Raw genomic sequence first — 22,582 nt, forward strand, 5'->3', positions numbered from 1 at the left:
CTGGGAAAGATTAATCCTTCGAATAATCACGGACCCGTGGAGGGATCAGTGAGACATCGACTTCGTCGTAAGAGATTTGCGGACCGTCCGCAGTCCAAGCTGCTTTCGTGGTCTTCAAGAATTCCTCATCATTACGATCCGGGAATTCCGGCTTGTAATGAGCGCCGCGGCTCTCATTGCGCATAAGCGCTCCCAGTGTCATCGCTTCGGACAGCTCCAGCATGTTCCACAGCTGACGGGTGAATGCCACACCTTGGTTATTCCAGCGTGACGTATCGTTCATATTGATATTGCGATAGCGTTCTTTAAGCTCTTTGATTTTGCCAATGGTCGCTTCCAGCTTCGGATTGTGCCGTACAACCGTCATATTGGCGGTCATCCATTCGCCCAGTTCCTTGTGAATCACATAAGCATTCTCTGTACCTGACATCGCTAGCAGAGACTCATATTTGTCCGTCTGCTTTTTGTGGAAGCTATCATAGACAGAAGAAGAGATATCTTGTGACGATTTCTTCAGACCTTTGATGTATTCAACAGCCTTTGGTCCAGCAACCATACCACCGTAAATGGCAGATACCAGAGAGTTAGCGCCTAGACGATTCGCTCCATGATATTGATATTCACATTCGCCTGCCGCAAACAGACCAGGAATGTTTGTCATTTGGTTGTAATCAACCCACATACCGCCCATGGAATAGTGCACAGCCGGGAAGATTTTCATCGGTATTTTACGAGGGTCATCCCCCATGAACTTTTCGTAAATTTCAATAATCCCGCCAAGCTTCACGTCCAGCTCTTTCGGGTCCTTGTGAGAGAGGTCCAAATACACCATGTTCTCACCGTTAATACCCAGCCCTTGATCCACACACACATTAAAAATCTCACGTGTAGCAATATCGCGCGGCACCAAGTTACCGTAGGCTGGATATTTCTCTTCAAGGAAATACCACGGCTTTCCATCTTTATAAGTCCAGATGCGGCCGCCTTCACCACGTGCTGATTCCGACATTAAGCGGAGCTTGTCATCTCCCGGAATAGCCGTTGGGTGAATCTGGATAAATTCTCCGTTGGCATAATGTACGCCCTGTTGGTACACTGCACTTGCTGCTGTACCCGTATTAATTACGGAGTTCGTTGTTTTACCAAAAATAATACCCGGCCCGCCGCTAGCCAAAATAACAGCGTCTGCAGGAAAAGTCTCAATCTCCATCGTCTTGAGATTCTGGGCACTTATGCCGCGGCATACCCCTTCGTCGTCAACGATGGCCGAGAGGAACTCCCAGTTCTCACGTTTCGTTACAAGACCTTCGGACTCCCAGCGGCGCACCTGCTCATCCAACGCATACAAAAGCTGTTGACCTGTCGTTGCGCCAGCAAATGCAGTGCGGTGACGCTTCGTTCCGCCGAAACGACGGAAGTCGAGTAATCCCTCAGGAGTGCGGTTGAACATTACGCCCATCCGGTCCATAAGGTGGATGATACCCGGTGCTGCTTCACACATCGCCTTGACCGGTGGCTGATTCGCCAGGAAGTCACCGCCGTAAACGGTATCGTCGAAGTGCTCCCAAGGGGAGTCGCCCTCCCCTTTCGTATTTACCGCGCCGTTGATGCCGCCTTGCGCACAAACGGAGTGTGATCTTTTTACAGGCACTAATGAGAATAATTGAACATGTGCACCGGACTCCGCTGCCTTGATGGTAGCCATCAGGCCGGCCAGACCGCCACCCACGATAATGATATTTGCTGTTGCCATGATAGTTCACTCCCTTTATTGAAAATATCAGAAAGGATTCTGGAATCTAGTCCTGAGAGGATAATTACTTAGATGAAAGTCTTTATGGACTGAGCTATGGAAGCTGCGGTTTGAAATTCAGCATCACGGAAAGTGACTAGCGAAATGAGGAACATAAACGTTACAAGAACAAATATACCGAGACAAAGGTAAGAGGATACCCGCTGTGAACGAGGTCCTACCGTGATTCCCCAGCTGATCAAGAAAGACCATAGGCCGTTTGAGAAGTGAAAGCATGCTGCAACGATACCAATAATATACAGTGTCAACATCAGTGGTTGAGTCACGATATCATGCATCAGACCACCCAGCTCTTCATGCTCTACACTACCAACTGCCACCTGAACCCGGGTTTGGAACAAATGCCAGACTATAAAGATAAAGGTAATAATTCCTGTAATGCGTTGCAGCGTATAACGCCAGTTTCTTTCAATGTTGAAGCGGTTCAAGTTCGGCTTGGATTGATAGGCAATATACAGTCCGTATACGCCATGGTACAGCAGAGGAAGCCATATACCGAACAATTCCAGGAAGAAGACAAGCGGCAGGCTATTCAGCCATATCACGCTGTCAGTGAAACCGGAAGCGCCACCCTCTACAGCCGCAAAATTCGTCATCATGTGCTCAATGAAGAAAGCTCCAAGCGGGATAACGCCTAGCAAGGAATGAATCTTTCTGGAATAAAATCCTTTCATACAAAGTAACCCCTTTCCGATTAAAACAGCGTTTTCATTATTGTGTATTCACCGCCGGAACTACATTTGACACAGGATAACGTAGACTATGTCATGACAAAACGTCTATATTTACCGCTATCCTTGGTTTCCCGGACTTTGTTTTCTTTTTCACAAAATGTGAATATCTTGTGTCACTTTTCATGTTACTCCTTTTTCCCTTATAAGGGAATTGCAATCTAATTATTAAACGTTATACAATAAACGCATAAGAATAGATTTTATATGATAATAATTCTCATTTAGAGAAACAACATTTTCCGACAAATCTTTTATTTCCTTATGGAGCAAGAAGTATTGTCTTCATGGCTATGAATTTCGTCACTACTGTTTATAGATTGCACTACGAGAGGAACATAAATATGTTTGACGATTTAGATGTTTTTGCAGCGGTTGTGGAGCACTCCAGCTTGAATCGGGCCTCCCGCCAGCTCAATCTGTCCCAACCTGCCCTATCTCGTAAAATCTCCAAGCTGGAAGAACGGCTGGGTGTCGCGCTATTTAATCGTTATGGCAAGCGACTGGAGTTAACCGAGGTTGGACGTCTTACTTATTCCTACGCACTTGAACAACGGCAACAGCGCTCTAAATTTCTGGAGGCTTTGTCTAAATACAAAGAAGGCGAGCCTAAGCTCGTCACCTTAGGGGCGTCACTTACCTCACTACAGACCACTCTGCCTCCACTAGTTAACGCATATATGGAGAAATACCCAACTGCGGAGCTTAAGCTAATCACAGGCCGAACACATGAAATTGTCTCCTCTGTCAGTGAAGGAAAGTCAGATATAGGTCTGATCGCTTCCTCTATTCAAGAACCTGGACTGCGCTGTATTTCTCTGTTTGAGGATCAACTTCGACTGGTTGTTTCTGAGCATCATCCTCTGAATCAATCTGCCAAGCTAACCATGGATGATCTGTCCCGACTGCCTATGATCCTTTTCTCCAAAGGCACCTGGTACCGCCGTCTAACAGATGATCTGTTCCAGCGCTGTGGAATTGATCCAGACGTTCGGATGGAGATTGACTCCTTCGAAGCCATCGTGCGGCTGCTGCCGACAGTCAATGTGGCAGCGTTACTGCCCAAGTCTTATCTGCGTCCGCAGCTGTTAAACGGCGGTGGGCTGGTCTCTCTGCATATTAAGGAGCTGGAGCAGACTCAGCGAACTACCTGTCTGATTTACCGTGACGATGGAAGCCTGAGCACAGCGGCCCGCAGCCTCGTGCAGGTCACAGAAGAGATGTTTCTGACGGAACGAGAGAAATAGTACATACCTCTGAGTGCAACCTTAATTTAAAAAAGCCCTCCGTCCCATGTAAAGGACGGAGGGCTTATCTATTTAATCTTGGTTTACAACTTCATCCTCAAATCGATCAATACTTTCATTAGAACCAATGAGTACCATAACGTCGCCCTCACTCAAATGATCATGTGCCGTTGGAGCCACTATAATTCCACTTTCCCGGTTCAGGGCAACAATACTGCAACCATATTTCGCTCTTGTATTTAAATCTGACAAGCTTTTCCCGTTCATGCAAGACGGAACGGTCAGCTCGACGATTTTATAATCCTTGGACAGTTCAATATAATCCAGCAAATTGGGTGTCACGAGCTGATGTGCTACACGAATGCCCATATCCCGCTCCGGAAAAATAACCCGGTCCACGCCCAGCCTGGACAACGCACGACCATGAAGGATCGAGATCGCCTTGGCTACTACTTGCTTGACTCCAATCTCTTTTAACAAAATCGCCGCCAGAATACTTCGTTCCATATTGTCGCCAATCGCTACAATCCCACAGTCAAAGTTCCGTACGCCGAGCGAGCGCATAATTCCTTCATCTGTAGCATCAGCCACTACCGCATGCGTCAGGTGATCGCTCATTTCCTCCACACGCTCCTCATGGTGATCAATGCCGAGCACCTCGTAGCCCATTTCCATCAGCTCAAGTGCAAGGCTTGAGCCAAAGCGGCCTAAACCGATTACTACAAATTGCTGTGCTTTCATTTCGGATTAACTCCTATCCAATAATTATTTTACCTTCTGGGTGCTTATACAATGGTTTACCCTGTTTAGGTCCAAGCGCATACACTAATGTTAATGGACCTAGCCGACCTGCAAACATGGTCAGACAGATCAGAATCTTGCCGAAGATAGACAGTTCAGGTGTCAGCCCCATGGTTAGTCCCACCGTGGCAAAAGCTGAGGTCGTCTCAAATAATATCGCTAAGAAATTACTATCCTCTGTTGTGGACAGTAACATCGACACCGTGAGGACCAATAGCAAAGCGAGTAATGTTAACGTCAACGCTTTATAGATACGCTCCTGCGCCAATCGGTAACGGAACAGTACAACATCTTCACGTCCGCGCAGCATCGCGATTACTGCACCAATCATAATCGTAAAGGTTGTAGTCTTGACCCCGCCACCTGTTGATCCTGGAGATGCACCAATAAACATAAGAATAACCATAAAGAACTGTGAGGCTTGCCGCAGTCCGGCAATATCCACCGTATTGGCGCCAGCGGTTCGGGGCGATACCGACTGAAAGAATGCCGATAATATTTTGCCGCCGAAATTTAAATTCCCCAGTGTGCGCTGATTCGTAAATTCAAATATAAAAATAACTAAAGCGCCGATAAGAATAAGCCCTGCAGTGGTGGAGAGTACAACTTTGCTATGCAAAGATAATTTACGTTTGACACGAAACTCCACCAGATCCGACATGACAATAAAACCAATACCGCCAGAGACAATCAGAAACATCACCACGATGTTCACTAGCGGGTCATATACATAATCGGTTAAACTCCGGAAATCCCCGAAAATATCAAATCCAGCATTATTAAACATAGACACAGCATGAAATATTCCAAAATAAATGGCCTTGCCCAGTGGCATATCAAACGCCCAGCGTAAGGACAGAAGCACCGCTGCACAGCCTTCGATGACCAAAGAATAAATAAGTACTCTCCGGATCAGTCGAACAATCCCCTCCATAGAGCCTTGGTTCATTGCTTCCTGAAGGATCAGTCTATCCCGCAAGGAAATTTTGCGTTTCATCATCATGGCAAATAAGGTCGCCATTGTCATAAACCCTAAGCCGCCCACCTGGATAAGCACCATAATTACGGTTTTCCCAAAAATGGTGAATGTCGTCCCGGTGTCCAGCACCACAAGTCCTGTCACACAGGTGGCCGATGTTGCAGTAAACAACGCATCAATAAAACTAACAGCATTCCCGCTGGTACTCGAAATGGGAAGCATTAGCAGCAAGGCTCCAATCAGAATGATCGATGCAAAACCAAGCACCATAATCTGAGGCGGAGAGAGCTTCAGGAACTTTGATTCAGAAACCCTGCGAAACTGTGAAGCCACTACGCTCACCCTCTTATCAAAATTTAAAGAATTCCAACAAAAAAAGCACTGGAAAACCAATGCTACCCTTGGTTCCTGCAGTAAATTAGCCTACGAGGTTAGCTGACGGATTCGGACTGTGCAGGCTGCCCTATTCGTTCCTAGAACGAAATTCACCCCTGATGAATAAAGATAACGCCTATGGCGTATACTCATCTTTTCATTACTTCTTATGGTTCCCCCGTTTTCACCTGAAATTCGGCTATTTACAATTGCATACAAATTATATATGTTATTTCGATAAATCACAAAGACACTATTAATGGTGATTCATATGAAAAATGCGGTTTGGAGAGGATGTACCACTAAGAGTGCCTTTTCTCATCACTTTTCCGTGTTTTCCCTGCAATTGCATCGATTTTCATGAAAAATGAAGAAAGAATCACCTTAAATTCATGGTATATATTCAGTTACCTATTCTATAATATCTCTATTACCCATAAAAAGAATATACGATGATTTTTGTAACTATCATGGCACTAATACTATAATGGAACATAACATTGTCAGTTTACAAGGAGGCGTTACATGAATCCCGTTGGCCAGCCCTTACAGCAACGTGCCCTCTCCAAGAGGCTCATCATCTCGGGCATTATCGGTCTTATTCTATTTATTATGTTTCAAATTGCTCCCTCGGTGCTAAATAGCCCTGCCGGGGAAGATACTACTGTCATCAGTAAGGCGGAAGCCCGCGACAAAGCCATATCATTCGCAGAACAAAAGCTGAACTACACCAAAGCACCAACCGATCAGTGGAATGTACTGTACGATACGGACTCTTCCTTTTATGGTTATATGTCCCGCGAGAAGCTTTTGGAGGACTATACAAAAAAGAAATTGGATCAACGATATCCTTTTGACATTTTCCGTGTAACACTTAGTCCTTCAGCGGAACAAGAGCCACTGATCTCCGTTGACCTCAATATGTATACTGGTGCAGTTGTCGCTTTCACACAAGGAGCAGAAGGATCAGGTACCGGATTACCAAACAATGTATCAACCAGTGCAAAAGAAGAGGACAAGGGTACTACCTTATCACTTGCACAAAAAGAAAATCTTGCCCGTCCCTGGCTTCAGGAATGGGATGTAAATCCCGCCAAGCTGCAAATTGAATCGAATACGGGAAACTACGGGCTCGTGTATACAGATCGTTCCGTTCAGATCGGTGAATCCTTATTACACTATTATTTCGATTTCACTGGCGAACAGGTATCCAGCTTTAAAGCAGGATTCACCGCTCCAGCCTGGCATACTTCCTATGTAAAGGACCAGACCTCTCTCGCGGAAAAGTTTACTTTATTCGGCTATGGTTTGCCTACTTTAGCTTTAGGAATTCTGGCACTCATCTACAGCATACTTAGAAGAGAACATACCTCCTTTAAGCGTGGAATATTCCTAAGCTCAGCTTATTTTGTAATCATGATGATCAGCACCTATAATATGCTCCCTGAATCCTCAGGCGAAGGACTCGAGGCTCAGATAACTTCCGTCATAATGTTCATCATTTATGCCTTATATAGCCTCCTAATGTCCTCGCTGCTCTATTTTTCTTTAGTTGGAGGGGACGGCCTATGGAAAAAAGAAGAGGGGATGAACCCATGGCCTCGCGCTAAAGAGCCTGGCTATGGAAAATATGTTCTGGATAGTATCCGGGCTGGATACGTCTGGGCATTCGTGCTGCTAGGGGTGCAGACCCTTATGTTCATCGTATTATCACTTACCTTGCAGAACTGGTCCACTACTGACGCTACTCAATCTCCTTACAACATGAGATATGCTTGGCTGCTGCCCATCGTTGCATGGCTCGCTGGTTTATCCGAGGAAGCTATTTATCGTTTTTTCGGAATTCCTATGTTGAAAAAAGTATTCCGTAGCACGTTCATTGCTTGCCTGATCACCACGCTGGTTTGGGCGTTTGGCCATACGCTGTATCCGATCTATCCCATCAGTTCCCGTCCTATTGAGCTGACCGTGATTGGTTTGCTCTTTAGCTATATATTCCTTCGTTACGGCTTTATTGCCGTCATGTTCAGTCACGTCGTGTTTGACAGCATTCTGATGGGCGCTACGCTGATCTTTATGAAGGAAAGCGTGAATGTAGGGGCTGGTATCTTCGCGATTATCATGCCGTTCATAGTCGCCTACATCGTCTATCGGTTTAATCCACCGCAAAAATCAGAACCTAAGCCGGTTGAACCTACATCTGTAATTTAAAGAAGTAACGGGTGGATAACCTATAATAAAAAAAGGTGTCACAGCAGAAAACTGCTGTGACACCTTTTTTATATTTACGTATACATCATTCCAATATTTCGAATGCCTATGTCGCTGGCTCTTCATCCTTGAGCGCCTCAAGAATTTGACTAGCCAGCTTTTCGCCAATAGAAAGTGATTTAAAATCTTCTATGGAGGCTTCTTTAATTTTCTTTAGCGATCCGAAATGCTTAAGCAGCGCCTTGCGCCGCTTCTCGCCTATACCTGGTATGGAGTCCAGTTTAGAAGTAACCATGGACTTCCCACGTTGTTCACGGTGGAAGGTGATGGCGAATCTATGCACCTCATCCTGAATCCGTTGCAACAGATAAAATTCCTGACTATCCCGAGCCAAAGCGACAGGTTCTGGCGGATCTCCAACCAAAAGCTGAGCCGTCTTATGCTTATCATCCTTGACGAGACCACAGACCGGAATGAATAACCCCAGCTCGTTCTCCAGAATATCAATAGCTGAGGATATCTGCCCTTTACCACCATCGACTACGATAAGATCTGGTATCGGCAGGTTCTCTTTCAGCACCCGTTCATACCGCCGCCGGATGACCTCGCGCATCGTTCCATAATCATCCGCACCCACCACCGTACGAACCTTATATTTACGATACTCTTTTCGTGCGGGCTTGCCATCAATGAAGACAACCATCGCAGAAACCGGATTAGTCCCTTGAATATTCGAGTTATCGAACGCCTCGATCCGGCTTAAGCGTTCGAGCCCCAAGCTCTCGCCTAAGCTCATTGCAGCACCAGAGGTACGTACTTCATCTCGTTCAATAAGCCGGAACTTCTCATCGATTGCGACTGTAGCATTTTGGCAGGCCATACCGACCATCTGCTTCTTGAGGCCACGCTGTGGCACTAGCACTTTGGTGCCGAGCCACTCCTGTAGAATAGAGGCGCCACCTGCAGCATCAACGACACCTGCTGCTGATGCTTCCGCAGCGGCCATTTCACGGGCCTCAACTTCTTCAGGCGATTCGGGGGTATCTTCCCCCTTTTGTAGATCTTCTTCGGCTGGAGCAGCAATGACAATCGCCGGTTTAGCCTCTTTATCAACCACTGCTTCCTCGTCAAGCACATCCGGCAGAAGAATCTCCTGCGGCAGAGCAGGATTATCACTGTAATACTGCGTCACATAAGACATAAAGTCACTGTAGGCTTCCCCATAGAACGGAAAGACAGAGGAGTGGCGCTGAATCATCTTCCCTTGTCTCATGTACAGAATCTGTACACACATCCATCCCTTGTCTACCGCATAACCAAATACGTCACGATCCTTAGTATCTGTGGTGTTAATCTTTTGTTTCTCCATCAATGCATCAATATGGATAATCTGATCCCGCAGTTCCTTCGCCCGTTCAAAATATAATTCCTCAGCAGCTTCCTGCATCTTCTGCTGTAGATCCTTCTTAACCGCATCATGACCTCCGCTCAGAAAAGCAGCGATATCTTGCGTAATCTGCTCATACTCGGATTTCTGCACTTCCTTCTCACACGGCGCCAAGCATTGGCCCATGTGATAGTAAAGACAGACTTCCTTTGGCATTACGCCACATTTACGGAGCGGATACATACGATCGAGGAGCTTTTTCGTTTGCTGTGCAGCATAACCATTAGGATAAGGGCCGAAATATTTTGCTTTATCTTTAATCACCCGGCGTGTGACTTCAAGCCGAGGGTGAGTTTCATTCGTTATTTTGATATAAGGAAATGTCTTATCGTCCTTCAGAAGTACGTTATAACGTGGCATATGCTTCTTAATCAGATTGCACTCAAGAATGAGCGCTTCCATGTTACTGGACGTAACAATATATTCGAAATCAGCAATGTTAGCGACAAGTCGCTGAGTTTTACCATTATGACTGCCTGTAAAATAAGAGCGAACCCGGTTCTTAAGCACCTTCGCCTTACCCACATAAATAATGGTGCCTTCTTCATTCTTCATCAGATAGCACCCGGGCAGGTCGGGTAATAGAGCCAGTTTGTTGCGGATATTGTCCAAAATGATCCCCTCCAGCTAAATTGGACCCATAATTAATTGGCATTCAGCACACAAAACGCCTCCGGAATGAACCGAAGGCGCTGAGCGGCAGGGCCGAGGCCCGAACAGTAGCATTTAACAATTATTGATGTTTAGCTACGATATTTTTCAGGGATTCTTTGGAGTTCAATCCCACAACTTTATCTACCGGTTGACCGTCTTTGAAGAAGATCAGGGTTGGGATACTCATCACGCCAAAACGGGAAGCCGTTTCCGGATTCTCATCCACATTCAATTTTGCAATCTTCACGCTGTCTCCAAGTTCTGCGGACAATTCGTCCAAGATTGGAGCAATCATCTTACAAGGACCACACCAAGGAGCCCAGAAGTCTACTACTACAGTACCTTGACCTTCCACTTCGTTACTGAAGGTTTGGTCAGACACGTTCACGATAGCCATGATATTGTTCCTCCTCTAAAGTTTTACGAAACATTACTCCACTCTAAACCAAAGCTTAGTTTATGGAAGCTGCTCCGAAAATATAAGTTAATAAATTGTTTCATGTAATATGATAACCAAATTACCACTTACCGACACAATTCCAGTATAACATATCTTTAAGGGATATGTTATATATCACATACAATTATATTGCTCTCAAACTAATTTTATTTACGTTACTCTTTTCTTTACAATCTCCCCAGCCTTTCGGTATACTCTAAGAAAGCGCATTAAATGTCAATGACTTATTTCATAATGGTCAACTCAATTTGCATCTTAACAATACAGGCATTGTCCCTGTAAGGAGGCAGAAGCTATGGATGTCAACGCGCAAGCACGGGACCCACGAGAACATATCAACGAAGAACCCCGCAATGATCTAGGCGATTTAATGAATGGATTTTTCGGAATGACTGCATTTATGACCGTTGTCTTTTTCGGCATGGTTATCATTAAGTTCATTTCGGAGTAAGGGAATCATCGCAATATAAACAGAGGCCGTCTCAAAAGTAGTGAATGCTACTTAGGGGGCGGCTTCTGTTTTTGAGAGTAAATAAGAAAAAACAGAGAGCAACGATCCTCCAATAAAAGGAGAATCGCTGCTCTTTTGAATGTTACGGTTATGAATATTTCGAGTTTATCTAATCGTCCCCCGTTGATTCTCCCCATGCAGTGGAATAACATCCACAAAAGGAGCAATACGATCCATCAAACGTTGACCTTTATAAATCTCCTCGCCATCCTTACTCGTAAAGCTAAGATGTTTCTCCAAACCATCGAGCGGATAATTTGAGGTATAGAAGGTTGGCTTACGGTTCATCCGATAATTCAGAATCGCACCAAGCACATGATCACGCGCCCAGGGATTCAAGTTCTCCGCACCAATATCATCAAAAATAAGTAAATCGCAATTTTTCAACGTATCTACGGTTTCCTTCATCTTCTGGCCGTCCATCATGATCGACTTCAAATCCTCGATAAAATCTGGCATATATACGATAACTCCAGTATAGCCGGCAACAGCAAGCTCATGAAGCAAGTAACACATCAGAAATGTTTTGCCTGTTCCGAAAGTCCCATGTAAATAAATCCCGCGCGAGGTCAGACCCTCTTCTTTAACACTCGTGATATAATCAAATATTTTATTAACCGCTGAGACCCGGCGTGGATCCTTGCCCATAATATCTATTTCATCATAACCGCCATTGAGCACACGCTCGTCCACATAAAAGCTACGGATACGTTTGCGGATGCTATCCTGATTATCCTGTGCCACTTTAAGCCGGCATGCCGTCTTGCGCTCATATAAGTCCGCCGAACCATTCACGCTCTCGACCGTAAGTTTGCTAAAGTGACCAGGGAAATCATTCGGACATTTCTCTAGACCCGGACAGTTCGCACAGTGGCGGCTTTCCTCTACATATTGATACAGGCGGCTCATATGAAGCCGCAGTCGCGAATCATCTAACTCAGGATGTTCAGACTGTAATGCCTTCACAAGCGGATGATTGAATAACTCCTGTTCAAGATCGCGTTGACGCTGCCGTAGAGTTGGATTGTTAATCGAACGAAGCACATCGCCCATAGACTCCATAGTTCCACCTCTCTTTCATTACGGCGCTTGGGAAACGCCTTTTTTCTTGTTGGCTTTAATTTCTGCCGCTTTCTTCATCATCGCCGCGAATTCCTCTTCCGATACCGTTCCGGCACTTCCATCGTCCAGCACAATCGGAATTTCCGGTTTAGCGGATCGACCTGTATTTTTAGCATATGAACGTGATCGAGATCCTGCCGCCGTGTTAGTTGTAGCTCCCTTGCCTTTCACTTTGGACTGATCCCTGATATATTTTACAGCCTTTTCGTAGGTGTTCACCTGTTTAACCAGCATATTGGAAGCGATAGCCTCCACAAAATTGCGGTTCATTCGCTGTTCTCCACCTGAGGCTACCATAGTCATTAAGTAATGAATAAGTACATTGATTACTTCACCGCTTAGCTTATAGTTCAAATCTATTTTCTCGAACATATCCATCAAATGACTGGGTACTGCACCTGGGAAAAAAGTTTGAAGCAGCCGCGTATAAGGTTCGTTCCGCAGCATCATATTATATTGGTGGATGTCACATTTGGACAAAAATTGTGGTGGTACTTCTACATAATACTCCATCTCTACAGATTGCTCCGGTGGTGCTATAGAATCATCATTCTCTTCAGAGGCACTGGAACGGATGGAAACAACCTTAGCAGCAGCAACTTCACGCTTTTCTTGTCGTTTCATATCCTGCCTGAAATGCTGGCTCGCTTTATATTGCAGTGCATCCAGAATAACCTCGCCATCCGGTGAGAACACGCCATCTTCATCCAGCAGACGACATAAATCCTGCGGACTGAGTTCGTACTTATGAGCTACATAGTTAATAACACCCATTTGAGTATGGTCAAAACGCAGTTTTTCTACATGAGCCCGGTTCACGGATTCCCTTGGAAAACGCAAAATAATATCACTATATCCAATCGCTTGTTCTCCAGATTCACGCATACCAGGCTGACGCACAGTGGCTACTTCTGCAAGTGCCTGCTCCAGCTCATAATCAATGACATGTGTATTAAGTTGAAAAATATCATAAAAAGGCACGGAGATATTCTCTTTGCCTATGGATCTGCGACTCCACTCTTCTGGCTCTCGATTCCAGAATTGTTCCCGTAAGGACAGCACAGCAAATTTGCCGATTCTATCGCGTAACAGCAACGTCAAATGCTGAGTGGCAAAAAAGTCAGCTGGCGATAGCGGCGGCATAAGCTCATATTCATATAAGTAATCATCGGTTTCCGGCACATAGATTCGACAGGTCTGTAGCAGACCTACCGCTTCTAACCGGGAAGCCTGATCTATTAAATATTTGCGGCCTTTCTCATTTGGTTCAACGCCTAGCGTCATAAATAATCTGCGCTGTTGCTCCACTCCAGAATAGCCAATGCTATCTGCTGGCACATGTTCAACCAGCAAGCGATAGAAACTGATTGCAAAAGCTCCTACCATAGGCTGATACACAGAGCTAAGCATACGTCCATCTATAACACTAAGACCAAATTCGCGGGAAACGCAGTACCGATGATGTTCGGTGAAATGATGTAAGTTACTCATGCGCATCTACGGATACCCCCTTGTTTTCACGAATTCATACAGGATTCTATTCTATCATAAAAAACGTCGCCGGAAATGTAAATAAACTACCAATTCCGACTCTTTTCGCTATATAATCAGCTTTTTCATACGATTATCTACCTCTATTAAACAAGAAGAAACGGCTTCACTGTCCTCTGGAAGAGGAAGGTTCCGTTTCTCGCTGAATTTCAAAATTGATTCTTAGCGTAGAACTAAAAGCTTATATGTTCAAAAAAACGACTCTCACATCAGAGCCGCAGGTCTTCCGATTAAATCTTTAAAACATCTTGTAACCGCCAAAGCGCAGTTTTTGAATGGTCCATCCACTCAATATAGCACCTGCAAGACCAGCGACACCAGTTAAGTAATCAACAAAGTGGAAACTGGAGAGATGCTCCCAGAGCGACATCGCGCTTCTATCCCAAATGGAATAGACTACGACGGGTAGAATAATAAGTACGAATAGATAAGCGGGAAACCAGGTTGTCTTCATTAACATGTTAAGAATAAATCCAATACCAAACATCATCACAAAGAATAAAACGGTTAGGATAAACACTGGAATAAACCCCATCTTACCGTCACTACCCCTTTCTATAAAGAAGCGCACATCTTATACGAGCTAGTAGTAAGTTTACTAGAAAAAATGTCACGAAGCAATGAACTTTATTCAAAATCAGGTCTAATTCTCTTACATCGGAATGTCATCATTTGCTCTAAGCAACTTGATTGCGATACAATGCATATAGATTAATAAATCATACATAGTCTATGATGCAGGAGCTTCGTAGCAAGTTTTACGCGACGTTATTCAAGCGGAGCCTATGCTTCGTAAAACTTTTAAGGAGTGAGATCATGAACGAAGCCGCTATGACACTGGAAGGCTGGTATGCATTGCATGACTTCCGCTCACTGAACTGGACCGCATGGACGGCAGCAGATGATGAAGAACGTGCCGTTGCTCTGGAAGAATTACATGCTTTTATGCAAGAATGGAGTCCTGTCGAAGAAGCCAAACAAGGCAGCTCCGCGGTATATTCCATCGTTGGCCAGAAGGCCGATTTCGTAATGATGTTCTTGCGCGAAAGCTTGGAAGATCTGAACCAGCTTGAGACGGCCTTTAACAAAATCGCTTTTGCTCAATATACAACTAAAGCCTATTCCTACGTAAGTATTGTTGAATTAAGCAATTACCTTGCGGGGGGCAGCGATGGTAGTGATCCTATGCAGAATCCGCATGTTATCGCACGTCTAAAACCTGTTTTGCCGCAAGCGAAGCATATTTGCTTCTACCCAATGAACAAGAAACGCGAGCTCGCCGATAACTGGTATATGCTTGATATGGATAAACGTCGGGAGCTGATGGCTTCTCACGGATTAATCGGACGTGGTTATGCGGGTAAGGTGAAACAAATTATTACCGGCTCCGTAGGTTTTGATGATTGGGAATGGGGCGTAACCCTGTTCGCTGAAGATCCGCTGCAATTCAAGAAGCTGGTTTACGAAATGCGCTTTGATGAAGTCAGTGCTCGCTACGGCGAATTCGGACCTTTCTATGTCGGCAACCTGCTGACTGAGGATTCTTTTGAAGAAATGCTTAAATTGTAATTGTTAACAAAAAGGGTGAGTCTCCAGATCTTTATGGAGACTCACCCTTTTTAAATGCTATAACGAAGTTCCTGCTTCCTCATCCTCTTCGCTGTCATCTTCATCATCACGCAGACTTTCCAAATATTCAGCCGTAGCCCTGTCACGCGCTCGCCCTTTATCCTTTAAGCGTTCAATGCCAGGGAGAATGAGCAGATCAATTTCCTTTTGAACAACATACGCTAGATCGTACTGATTCTGATCCTCAAGATAAGATCCAACCTCAATCAGTCCGTTATATCGGTCCAATTCTTCTCGGGTCAGCAATCCACGCACCTGCACGCTGCAGTGACGCATCTTATAAGAATCTTCCTTTTTTCAGAACCAGCGGAATCCCACCGATAATGAACAAATAGCGCATATCCACAACTTTTTTCAATTGAGCTGCAGTCCAGCCCTTGTAAGTTTTGCTGCCAACTACAGCAATCCCTTGACCTTTACCTAGAGAAGCTACTGTTCCTTTATTGCTGAATGCAAATTTCTTGGGTTGTTGATTACGGATCGCAGCCACCAAATTATGTGCACAGCACTCTCCCTGTTGCATAGCAATTTGTGCCGTTGGCGGATAAGGACGCCCTTCTGGGTTAATCATCAAGGAGCCGTCTCCAATAATGAAGATATTGTCTTGGCCTGGTGCACGTAAATATTCATCTACTTTCACACGTCCACGCATAGCTTCAAATCCTGCAGCTTCAATCAGACGATTCCCTCGAATTCCGCCTGTCCAGACAATCGTAGAAGCCTTAATCTCTTCGCCTGATGCCAGAATTACACCGTTTGGTAGACATTCCTTGATCGCAACGCCCATCTTGAATGTAACACCCTTCTTAGTGAGCAAGTTCATCGCATACTCAACAAGTTCAGGAGCAAATCCAGGCAGAGCTGTTGGAGCAGCTTCTATGTTATATATATTTACCATGCTTGGATCAACGTCAAATTCTTTGCACAACCCAGGGATGCGGTCAGCTAATTCGGCCACAAATTCAATTCCGCTAAAGCCGGCACCACCGACTACGAAATTGATATGCTCCTGTGCATTGTTCTCGTTCTTATATTTGGCAAATTGATACTCAATATGTTCACGAATCAAACGAACGGAGTTGATGCTCCGGATCGTCAGTGCGTATTTATCAAGTCCTGGAATACCGAATGTTTCAGGCTCTCCGCCCAAAGCAATGACGAGATAGTCATACGAAAGAGTACCATCCTCCAAAATAATCTTTTTCTGCTGGGTACGAATTTCCTGAACAGATGACTTAACGAGATCGATCTTGAATTCATCGATTAGTTTAGAAATAGACACCCGAGTGTGTTCAATACTATCTGTACCCGCGGCAGGCATATGTAGATGGGTAGTAAAATAGTGGTACTCGTGACGGTTTACGAGCGTGACATCCGCTTCATTATAGTTCAAAGCCTTCTGTAAGCGCTGTGCGGTCAAAATACCCCCATAGCCCGCGCCTAAGATTACGATTTTGGGAATACTACTCATGTTCCGGCTCCTTCCAAGAGGTAAATCTGTCTTTGTATTTTTTATTGAAACAATGTACGGTCCTTTTTGTGAATTTATACACTTATATTTAGAAGAAATTCCAATCAAACTTAAAGGATTTCTAAATTGACCATATCCATTGTAAACCTTAGTGTACTATTAATCAAACATTAAAATACTAAAAAACGTCACATTCTTATTGTGTTCTAAAGTCTTTCTTTGCAGGTATGTGTCACAATGTTTATAATAAGAAAGAATACAAGTATGGCAAAATGAATATATCAACTCGGAGGTGTAATATCCCGTGACACAAGAGCAATCCGGCATTCCTATGAGCGACCTTTTAATCATAGGTGGCGGTCCAGCTGGCATGTTTGCCGCATTTTACGGTGGGATGCGTCAGGCATCCGTAACACTTATTGAAAGTATGCCCCAATTGGGAGGACAACTTGCTGCACTTTATCCTGAAAAATACATTTATGATGTAGCAGGTTTTCCAAAAGTAACTGCACAAGAATTGGTTGACAACCTGACACGGCAAATGGATATGTTCCAATCGAATATCCGGCTGGAGGAGAAAGTAATTTCTGTTCAGAAACGGGACGAACGCCATTTTGTAGTTACAACTGATGTAGCAGAATATCACAGTAAAGCTATTATCATTACAGCTGGCGTAGGCGCTTTTGAACCTCGTCGTTTAGAACTGCCAGACGCAGGACGGTTTGAAAAAGCCAACCTTCATTATTTTGTAAATGATTTAAATGCCTTTAAAGATAAAAAAGTTCTGATTAGCGGTGGTGGAGATTCCGCAGTAGACTGGGCACTAATGCTGGAACCGATCGCGGAGCAAGTAACCCTGATTCACCGCCGGGATAAATTCCGTGCGCATGAGCACAGCGTAGAGAATCTGATGGCTTCCAAAGTTAACGTAATTACACCTACTGAAATTACAGAACTGCATGGTGACGAGTTTATTACTAAGGTTACCTTATCTCATATCAAGACCAAGGAAACACAAGAAATCGAAGTCGACAGTGTAATCGTCAATTTCGGATTTGTTTCCTCTCTGGGACCCATTGCAGAGTGGGGCATCGATATTGAAGGGAACTCCATTGTTGTTGACTCACGTATGGAAACGAGTATTCCGGGAATCTTTGCAGCTGGCGATATTACCACATATCCAGGTAAGCTGAAGCTAATTGCTGTAGGATTCGGCGAAGCCCCAACGGCTGTGAATAATGCAAAAGTCTACATCGATCCGGAAGCCAAGCTTTCACCAGGACACAGTAGTAATATGAAACTCTAATTCTATCTACCACAATAAAAAAGGGTATTCTGACAGGCCTATCAATACTAGCCTATCAGGATACCCTTTTATGTTTGTGACTCGCGGTTTATTTATATGTAGCCAGCTACAAAGGTATACTTTGCGCTCTTTTAATGAAGAACCGCATGAACTGGAGAGTGTAAGTTTCGTTTGCGAATCTCAACGAGTAGAAGAGCGATGAAATCATGCTCTAGTTGCAGTTCTATCGCTCTATGGTAAGAGTCTAGAAGCATCTCATCGGACAATTCAACCATAACGTTCATCTACCTTTCCTGTATTTGGATCTGAATCTATCATATCAAACTATCATTTTTCGAACAAGCGTTCGTGTTATCCACAAGTACATGTGGAAATCCTGTGTATAATATGTGCGTAAGCGTTACAAAGGTGATACCTGCACAGTGGAATATGGGGATAATAGTTATACACAGGACTGAACCACTTGTATACAGCTAAAAATATATTTTTATTATAAATAAATTACAATATAATTTACCCCAAAAGAACGCAACTAAACGCAATTTTATCTTACTACTCTATTATCGTCAATTCTAAAATTTTTGTTAATTTACTGAGGTCTTGTATTAACCTCCAGAATCCATATTTCACCTGAATAATCCACGGCGTAATCAAAACCCAGTTCCCCTATTCCAGGGAAATGCCGCTCCATCAGTTCGATACATACGAGCGTTAGCCTGCGCATTTCTGCTTTCTTCGCTGAGGCTTTAATTCGAGGCAAGGATCTGCGAAGTCCTTCTCGACAAGAAAGCATCGTGCCACCTTTACATAAATTAGTTACGAACAGGCCAGGCCGGGCCAATCTTCCCACCATAGAGCGAAACTCCCAAACACCGCCATTTCTCACTACTTTGACCCGATAATCAATAGGACGCCCACCAATTCTGGCGAGAGAAATCCCCTGTTGAATCAAATATTTACGTCTAACCTTGACGAAATGAAGCGCTCGTCTCATGGATCTAAAGTCCTTGTAAATTCGAGTTCTGTCCATATAAGTAAATCCATAACCTCGACTATCCCGAAACACTTTAATTACACCGTAGCCTCCACCGCCAACTATTGGTTTAATAACAACATTTCCGTATCTCCGGAGCATAGCTAACAGTGAGTCAGCCGAATACACCCTCGTCATTGGTATATAATGAGAAACCCTCGCGTCACTGAGCAATGCTTCTGTCTTCAACCATTTGCTAGCCAATTGTCTTCCCGACATCGTCCTTTCCCTCCTTTCACATTCCAGCCTACCCTATACATTACTCAGAAAAGGCCCCACCCTCTTGTATGATTGTCCGTGTAGGAGGAAGCTCTTAGCAAAAAGGGCTTAGAGCTTGTATCGACAACATTCTCAACCTCGCAGGTTAGATTGCAGATTTTGTAGAACCTCATTTCTGAACATTCGACATCTAAATCGCAATGGATGAGTTCACTATAACTAGAATAATCTTCAAAATCGTTGTATTATTAATAGCGGTTACATTTTTAATTCCTACTATATAATAATGAATTAGAGGCTCGCTAAAAAACAGCGCGGGGAGGGCTCGGAATGGCTCAGTTTTTCGAGGTATTATATTGGGTGGCCATGCTTGGGATGTCCATCGTATTGGCTGGAACGACTATACTGATCTGCGCTATTGGCTTTAAATTCATTAAAGACAGGCGCAGAGCACTGGGTGCTGGCTGTATTGCCTTTTCCCTTGGAGCCGCAGGGCTCATCGTGTTTATGATTAATTACAAGTTTATTATTCCAGCCTAATTGTACGCAGGAACAAACAAAAGCCCTCTCGAGGAATTCCATCGGAGGGCTTTTGTTTGTATGTCACTCATATATCTAGCGTAAGACGGATCATATCCACTACCTTGATCCCATTTTCAACAATCTCTTCACTGTAATGTCTGATAAAAAAATCTCTATCGATTCCGGTAATTCTAAATCCACATTTCTGATAAAGAGCCAGTTGTCCTACACTAGAATTCCCCGTACCCACTTCAATCGTCTTCGCACCAAGTAATCTCGCATTCTGAATCGCATGATAGACCAACTGCTTTCCTATCCCTTTACTTTGCTGATTCTCATCAACGGCTATATTTACTAGCTCCACTGTCTCAGGTCTCGTTTGTAGCAAAACATAGACACCTATAATGCAATTCTCCACTTCAGCTACAAAACATTGCCCTCTTTTTAAATACGCTTCAACAAGACTTAGGGAAGGATCGGCTAATAACAACAAATGTAAGGGTGGTTGTTCTTCTGCGTTTAATTTCCTAATTAGCATGCTTAGAGCTCCTTGTGATGACTTTTGTCATTGAGAATAAAAAAAGCCTCCAAGCCCGTGTTGTAGAACTCAACATGGGGCTTGAAGGCGTAACGTCGCGATTAGCAAGGCTCTTCGTTCGGTTTTCCTGCATCCGTAGCTGTACGGAAGCTTGAGCCACAGCCACAGGTTGCAGTAGCGTTCGGGTTATTAATGGTGAAGCCACCTGTCATGCCGGATTCTTCAAAATCAATTTCGAGACCATCAAGGTAACGAAGATTTTCTTTCTCCACGACAACCTTCATTTCTTGGATGTCCATATATACGTCCTGATCGGTTTCATTATCATCAAAGCCCATAGCGTAAGAGAATCCACTGCAACCGCCGGGCGTTACTCCAATACGGAGGAACATGTTCGGCACTTCTTGTTCAGCAAGCATCGCCTTTAATTGTTCTGCTGCCTTTTCGCTAATATTAATCATGATCAAATCCTCCTATAAATTAACTTACTTCAACAGAAAAACTTATGTTTAAGGGACCTTCCGGTCAAAAATTACTTTCTTAAAAATATATACTTAATAAACTCAGTATAACCGACTATTCCATTACCCTCAAGTCACAACTGCCTTATGCCTGACCTGCCGCACCAAAATAAACCATCCATATCCAGCTGTTGATCCCCTTATAAGAGAGGTTTATAATAAGGAAGGCAAACATAAGTAAAAATTCGGAAATTTGTCACGGAGGCTAAACCTCCGGTTTATTTTCATGAATGAACAGCTACCGTCTGGGTAAGTCTGGGAATTATCTGCGGGCAATGGACCCCGTAAAACTTTCAGGAGGAATTTATTATATGTCTACTCTTTTCACCCCCCAAACAGACGCCCGAATGATGAACATTATTGAAAAAGTTCGTGGCGGCGAAAGATTGAATTTAGAAGATGGCGTTTATTTATATCAAAGTAACGACCTACTTACGATTGGCCAATTAGCAAATGAAGTCAATCTTGCAAAGAACAACAACAGGGTATATTTTATCGAAAACATGAGTCTATATTTCACCAATGTTTGCGAATCTCACTGTGCATTCTGCAATTTCCGCAAAGATGATGGAGAAGAGGGTGCTTATACCCTTTCCGGTCAGGAAATGGTGCAATATGTCGAACAGCATATTCATCCAGGTGTGCGCGAATTCCATATCGTAGGCGGTCATAATGACAAGGTTCCTTTCCAGTATTACGTGGATTCTTTAAAAGCCTTGAATGAACGTTTCCCTGAGGTAACCTTAAAAGCATACACTGCAGCCGAAATCGATTTTTTCACCCGAATTAGCGGATTGAGTATTCGTGAGGTACTCGAGCAGCTGCGTGCTGCAGGACTTAAGACACTTACTGGTGGCGGCGCAGAAATATTATCCGATCAATACCGTAAAAAAATGCGTGTAGATAAAGCTAATGTGGAAGAATATCTAGAAGTTCACCGAACAGCACATCAGCTTGGCATGAAGACACATACAACTATGCTTTACGGCTCGATTGAATCTCATGAAGATCGTATCCGGCACATGATGCAGATCCGCGATCTACAAGATGAAACCAATGGCTTTATGGTATTCATTCCATTATCTATGCAGCCTAAGAACAAGAATGCAGGAATTATGCGCCGCAACTCCGCTTATGAGGATCTGAAGACGATTGCGATCAGCAGATTGATGCTGGATAATTTCGATCACATCAAAGCGTACTTTATTAATATCGGTCCTCAGCTTACTCAAGTTGCACTGAACTTCGGTGCTTCTGACGTCCATGGTACTATTCTTAAAGAACGCATTAGCCATGCGGCTGGTGCCTTAACACCTGAAGGCCTCACTCGCGATGAATTGATCTGGTTAGTAAAAGGTGCTGGACGAATTCCAGTAGAACGCGACACGTTCTACAATGCGATAAAGGTATACGAATAAAAGACTACCTAGATCCGTTATCC

Annotated in this window: 22 protein-coding genes and 1 riboswitch; of the genes, 7 read left to right on the forward strand and 15 right to left on the reverse strand. The window is 44.0% G+C overall.

The genetic code is table 11. The features are described 5' to 3' along the window. Nucleotides 1-10: 10 nt before the first annotated feature. Both sdhA and ACFWMP_RS26160 read right to left on the reverse strand, forming a co-directional pair. The gene (sdhA, locus tag ACFWMP_RS26155; protein ID WP_042191550.1) at nucleotides 11-1,753 is read right to left on the reverse strand and encodes a succinate dehydrogenase flavoprotein subunit; all 1,743 of its coding nucleotides are present in this window, start codon (nucleotides 1,751-1,753) and stop codon (nucleotides 11-13) included. A 68-nt stretch (nucleotides 1,754-1,821) separates the two neighbouring features. Beyond that, nucleotides 1,822-2,487, reverse strand: coding sequence for a succinate dehydrogenase cytochrome b558 subunit (locus tag ACFWMP_RS26160; RefSeq protein WP_042130879.1), 666 nt, complete (start codon nucleotides 2,485-2,487; stop codon nucleotides 1,822-1,824). 401 nt (nucleotides 2,488-2,888) lie between these two features. Here ACFWMP_RS26160 and ACFWMP_RS26165 point away from each other — a divergent pair, with 401 nt between their 5' ends. Then, complete coding sequence (locus ACFWMP_RS26165; RefSeq protein WP_149644994.1) at nucleotides 2,889-3,791, forward strand: LysR family transcriptional regulator; 903 nt, start codon at nucleotides 2,889-2,891, stop codon at nucleotides 3,789-3,791. 72 nt (nucleotides 3,792-3,863) lie between these two features. On the opposite strand, the gene ACFWMP_RS26170 is transcribed toward ACFWMP_RS26165, so the two are convergent. Together ACFWMP_RS26170 and ACFWMP_RS26175 are read right to left on the reverse strand one after the other, a co-directional pair. Further along, nucleotides 3,864-4,532, reverse strand: a complete 669-nt coding sequence (locus ACFWMP_RS26170; RefSeq protein WP_042191554.1) for a potassium channel family protein — start codon at nucleotides 4,530-4,532, stop codon at nucleotides 3,864-3,866. A 13-nt stretch (nucleotides 4,533-4,545) separates the two neighbouring features. After that, a complete protein-coding gene (locus ACFWMP_RS26175; protein WP_339271789.1) occupies nucleotides 4,546-5,841 on the reverse strand; it encodes a TrkH family potassium uptake protein in 1,296 nt (431 codons plus the stop codon). Nucleotides 5,842-5,975: 134 nt separating this feature from the next. Next, nucleotides 5,976-6,157: riboswitch (cyclic di-AMP (ydaO/yuaA leader) on the reverse strand. 314 nt (nucleotides 6,158-6,471) lie between these two features. On the opposite strand from ACFWMP_RS26175, the gene ACFWMP_RS26180 reads away from it, so the two are divergent. Continuing rightward, a complete protein-coding gene (locus ACFWMP_RS26180) occupies nucleotides 6,472-8,157 on the forward strand; it encodes a CPBP family intramembrane glutamic endopeptidase (protein ID WP_341059539.1) in 1,686 nt (561 codons plus the stop codon). 106 nt (nucleotides 8,158-8,263) lie between these two features. On the opposite strand, the gene uvrC is transcribed toward ACFWMP_RS26180, so the two are convergent. Together uvrC and trxA are read right to left on the reverse strand one after the other, a co-directional pair. Continuing rightward, nucleotides 8,264-10,216, reverse strand: a complete 1,953-nt coding sequence (gene uvrC / locus ACFWMP_RS26185; protein WP_339267016.1) for an excinuclease ABC subunit UvrC — start codon at nucleotides 10,214-10,216, stop codon at nucleotides 8,264-8,266. A 121-nt stretch (nucleotides 10,217-10,337) separates the two neighbouring features. Beyond that, a complete protein-coding gene (gene trxA / locus ACFWMP_RS26190; protein ID WP_042130884.1) occupies nucleotides 10,338-10,655 on the reverse strand; it encodes a thioredoxin in 318 nt (105 codons plus the stop codon). Nucleotides 10,656-11,013: 358 nt separating this feature from the next. Here trxA and ACFWMP_RS26195 point away from each other — a divergent pair, with 358 nt between their 5' ends. Further along, nucleotides 11,014-11,169 carry a YqzM family protein gene (locus tag ACFWMP_RS26195; RefSeq protein WP_143759540.1) on the forward strand — a complete coding sequence of 52 codons (156 nt, stop codon included), beginning with the start codon at nucleotides 11,014-11,016 and terminating at the stop codon, nucleotides 11,167-11,169. A gap of 165 nt (nucleotides 11,170-11,334) precedes the next feature. Here the strand turns inward: ACFWMP_RS26195 and dnaI are convergent, their stop codons facing one another. The 3 genes from dnaI to ACFWMP_RS26210 form a co-directional block, all read right to left on the reverse strand. Then, nucleotides 11,335-12,291, reverse strand: coding sequence for a primosomal protein DnaI (dnaI, locus tag ACFWMP_RS26200; protein ID WP_042191560.1), 957 nt, complete (start codon nucleotides 12,289-12,291; stop codon nucleotides 11,335-11,337). A gap of 18 nt (nucleotides 12,292-12,309) precedes the next feature. Beyond that, nucleotides 12,310-13,848, reverse strand: a complete 1,539-nt coding sequence (locus ACFWMP_RS26205) for a replication initiation and membrane attachment family protein (protein ID WP_379425166.1) — start codon at nucleotides 13,846-13,848, stop codon at nucleotides 12,310-12,312. 292 nt (nucleotides 13,849-14,140) lie between these two features. After that, the gene (locus tag ACFWMP_RS26210; protein ID WP_042130887.1) at nucleotides 14,141-14,437 is read right to left on the reverse strand and encodes a YuiB family protein; all 297 of its coding nucleotides are present in this window, start codon (nucleotides 14,435-14,437) and stop codon (nucleotides 14,141-14,143) included. 281 nt (nucleotides 14,438-14,718) lie between these two features. On the opposite strand from ACFWMP_RS26210, the gene hemQ reads away from it, so the two are divergent. Then, nucleotides 14,719-15,471 carry a hydrogen peroxide-dependent heme synthase gene (hemQ, locus tag ACFWMP_RS26215; protein ID WP_042191564.1) on the forward strand — a complete coding sequence of 251 codons (753 nt, stop codon included), beginning with the start codon at nucleotides 14,719-14,721 and terminating at the stop codon, nucleotides 15,469-15,471. Nucleotides 15,472-15,528: 57 nt separating this feature from the next. Here hemQ and ACFWMP_RS26220 read toward each other — a convergent pair whose 3' ends face one another. Next, on the reverse strand, nucleotides 15,529-15,807 hold the full coding sequence (locus ACFWMP_RS26220; RefSeq protein ID WP_379425169.1) for a hypothetical protein: 279 nt from the start codon (nucleotides 15,805-15,807) through the stop codon (nucleotides 15,529-15,531). 1 nt (nucleotide 15,808) lies between these two features. Then, complete coding sequence (locus ACFWMP_RS26225; protein WP_042130890.1) at nucleotides 15,809-17,002, reverse strand: NAD(P)/FAD-dependent oxidoreductase; 1,194 nt, start codon at nucleotides 17,000-17,002, stop codon at nucleotides 15,809-15,811. Between the two features lie 331 nt (nucleotides 17,003-17,333). Between ACFWMP_RS26225 and ACFWMP_RS26230 the strand changes: the two genes are divergently transcribed. Continuing rightward, on the forward strand, nucleotides 17,334-18,308 hold the full coding sequence (locus ACFWMP_RS26230) for an NAD(P)/FAD-dependent oxidoreductase (RefSeq protein WP_094877850.1): 975 nt from the start codon (nucleotides 17,334-17,336) through the stop codon (nucleotides 18,306-18,308). Between the two features lie 131 nt (nucleotides 18,309-18,439). Here ACFWMP_RS26230 and sda read toward each other — a convergent pair whose 3' ends face one another. Next, a complete protein-coding gene (gene sda / locus ACFWMP_RS26235) occupies nucleotides 18,440-18,583 on the reverse strand; it encodes a sporulation histidine kinase inhibitor Sda (RefSeq protein ID WP_036685584.1) in 144 nt (47 codons plus the stop codon). Nucleotides 18,584-18,897: 314 nt separating this feature from the next. Continuing rightward, nucleotides 18,898-19,560, reverse strand: coding sequence for a YheC/YheD family protein (locus tag ACFWMP_RS26240; protein ID WP_379425172.1), 663 nt, complete (start codon nucleotides 19,558-19,560; stop codon nucleotides 18,898-18,900). Nucleotides 19,561-19,890: 330 nt separating this feature from the next. On the opposite strand from ACFWMP_RS26240, the gene ACFWMP_RS26245 reads away from it, so the two are divergent. After that, a complete protein-coding gene (locus ACFWMP_RS26245) occupies nucleotides 19,891-20,100 on the forward strand; it encodes a hypothetical protein (protein ID WP_042191571.1) in 210 nt (69 codons plus the stop codon). Between the two features lie 67 nt (nucleotides 20,101-20,167). On the opposite strand, the gene ACFWMP_RS26250 is transcribed toward ACFWMP_RS26245, so the two are convergent. After that, nucleotides 20,168-20,620 carry a GNAT family N-acetyltransferase gene (locus ACFWMP_RS26250; protein ID WP_076285244.1) on the reverse strand — a complete coding sequence of 151 codons (453 nt, stop codon included), beginning with the start codon at nucleotides 20,618-20,620 and terminating at the stop codon, nucleotides 20,168-20,170. Between the two features lie 101 nt (nucleotides 20,621-20,721). Next, on the reverse strand, nucleotides 20,722-21,081 hold the full coding sequence (locus ACFWMP_RS26255; protein ID WP_042191575.1) for a HesB/IscA family protein: 360 nt from the start codon (nucleotides 21,079-21,081) through the stop codon (nucleotides 20,722-20,724). Between the two features lie 371 nt (nucleotides 21,082-21,452). On the opposite strand from ACFWMP_RS26255, the gene mqnE reads away from it, so the two are divergent. Next, complete coding sequence (mqnE, locus tag ACFWMP_RS26260; RefSeq protein ID WP_076285245.1) at nucleotides 21,453-22,559, forward strand: aminofutalosine synthase MqnE; 1,107 nt, start codon at nucleotides 21,453-21,455, stop codon at nucleotides 22,557-22,559. Nucleotides 22,560-22,582 lie beyond the last annotated feature (23 nt).

Origin of the sequence: Paenibacillus sp. NPDC058367, assembly GCF_042723305.1 — a bacterium.
Taxonomy (GTDB): Bacteria; Bacillota; Bacilli; order Paenibacillales; family Paenibacillaceae; genus Paenibacillus_AQ.

Bases quoted from the DNA above. Each gene is read 5' to 3' on its own strand.
- sdhA (WP_042191550.1), bottom strand. From the start codon at position 1,753: ATGGCAACAGCAAATATCATTATCGTGGGTGGCGGTCTGGCCGGCCTG.
- ACFWMP_RS26240 (WP_379425172.1), bottom strand. From the start codon at position 19,560: ATGTCGGGAAGACAATTGGCTAGCAAATGGTTGAAGACAGAAGCATTG.
- ACFWMP_RS26205 (WP_379425166.1), bottom strand. From the start codon at position 13,848: ATGCGCATGAGTAACTTACATCATTTCACCGAACATCATCGGTACTGC.
- mqnE (WP_076285245.1), top strand. From the start codon at position 21,453: ATGTCTACTCTTTTCACCCCCCAAACAGACGCCCGAATGATGAACATT.
- trxA (WP_042130884.1), bottom strand. From the start codon at position 10,655: ATGGCTATCGTGAACGTGTCTGACCAAACCTTCAGTAACGAAGTGGAA.
- ACFWMP_RS26170 (WP_042191554.1), bottom strand. From the start codon at position 4,532: ATGAAAGCACAGCAATTTGTAGTAATCGGTTTAGGCCGCTTTGGCTCA.
- ACFWMP_RS26180 (WP_341059539.1), top strand. From the start codon at position 6,472: ATGAATCCCGTTGGCCAGCCCTTACAGCAACGTGCCCTCTCCAAGAGG.
- ACFWMP_RS26245 (WP_042191571.1), top strand. From the start codon at position 19,891: ATGGCTCAGTTTTTCGAGGTATTATATTGGGTGGCCATGCTTGGGATG.
- ACFWMP_RS26225 (WP_042130890.1), bottom strand. From the start codon at position 17,002: ATGAGTAGTATTCCCAAAATCGTAATCTTAGGCGCGGGCTATGGGGGT.
- ACFWMP_RS26160 (WP_042130879.1), bottom strand. From the start codon at position 2,487: ATGAAAGGATTTTATTCCAGAAAGATTCATTCCTTGCTAGGCGTTATC.
- ACFWMP_RS26230 (WP_094877850.1), top strand. From the start codon at position 17,334: ATGAGCGACCTTTTAATCATAGGTGGCGGTCCAGCTGGCATGTTTGCC.
- dnaI (WP_042191560.1), bottom strand. From the start codon at position 12,291: ATGGAGTCTATGGGCGATGTGCTTCGTTCGATTAACAATCCAACTCTA.
- sda (WP_036685584.1), bottom strand. From the start codon at position 18,583: ATGGTTGAATTGTCCGATGAGATGCTTCTAGACTCTTACCATAGAGCG.
- ACFWMP_RS26195 (WP_143759540.1), top strand. From the start codon at position 11,014: ATGGATGTCAACGCGCAAGCACGGGACCCACGAGAACATATCAACGAA.
- ACFWMP_RS26210 (WP_042130887.1), bottom strand. From the start codon at position 14,437: ATGGGGTTTATTCCAGTGTTTATCCTAACCGTTTTATTCTTTGTGATG.
- ACFWMP_RS26165 (WP_149644994.1), top strand. From the start codon at position 2,889: ATGTTTGACGATTTAGATGTTTTTGCAGCGGTTGTGGAGCACTCCAGC.
- ACFWMP_RS26175 (WP_339271789.1), bottom strand. From the start codon at position 5,841: ATGGTGCTTGGTTTTGCATCGATCATTCTGATTGGAGCCTTGCTGCTA.
- ACFWMP_RS26250 (WP_076285244.1), bottom strand. From the start codon at position 20,620: ATGCTAATTAGGAAATTAAACGCAGAAGAACAACCACCCTTACATTTG.
- ACFWMP_RS26255 (WP_042191575.1), bottom strand. From the start codon at position 21,081: ATGATTAATATTAGCGAAAAGGCAGCAGAACAATTAAAGGCGATGCTT.
- hemQ (WP_042191564.1), top strand. From the start codon at position 14,719: ATGAACGAAGCCGCTATGACACTGGAAGGCTGGTATGCATTGCATGAC.
- ACFWMP_RS26220 (WP_379425169.1), bottom strand. From the start codon at position 15,807: ATGCGTCACTGCAGCGTGCAGGTGCGTGGATTGCTGACCCGAGAAGAA.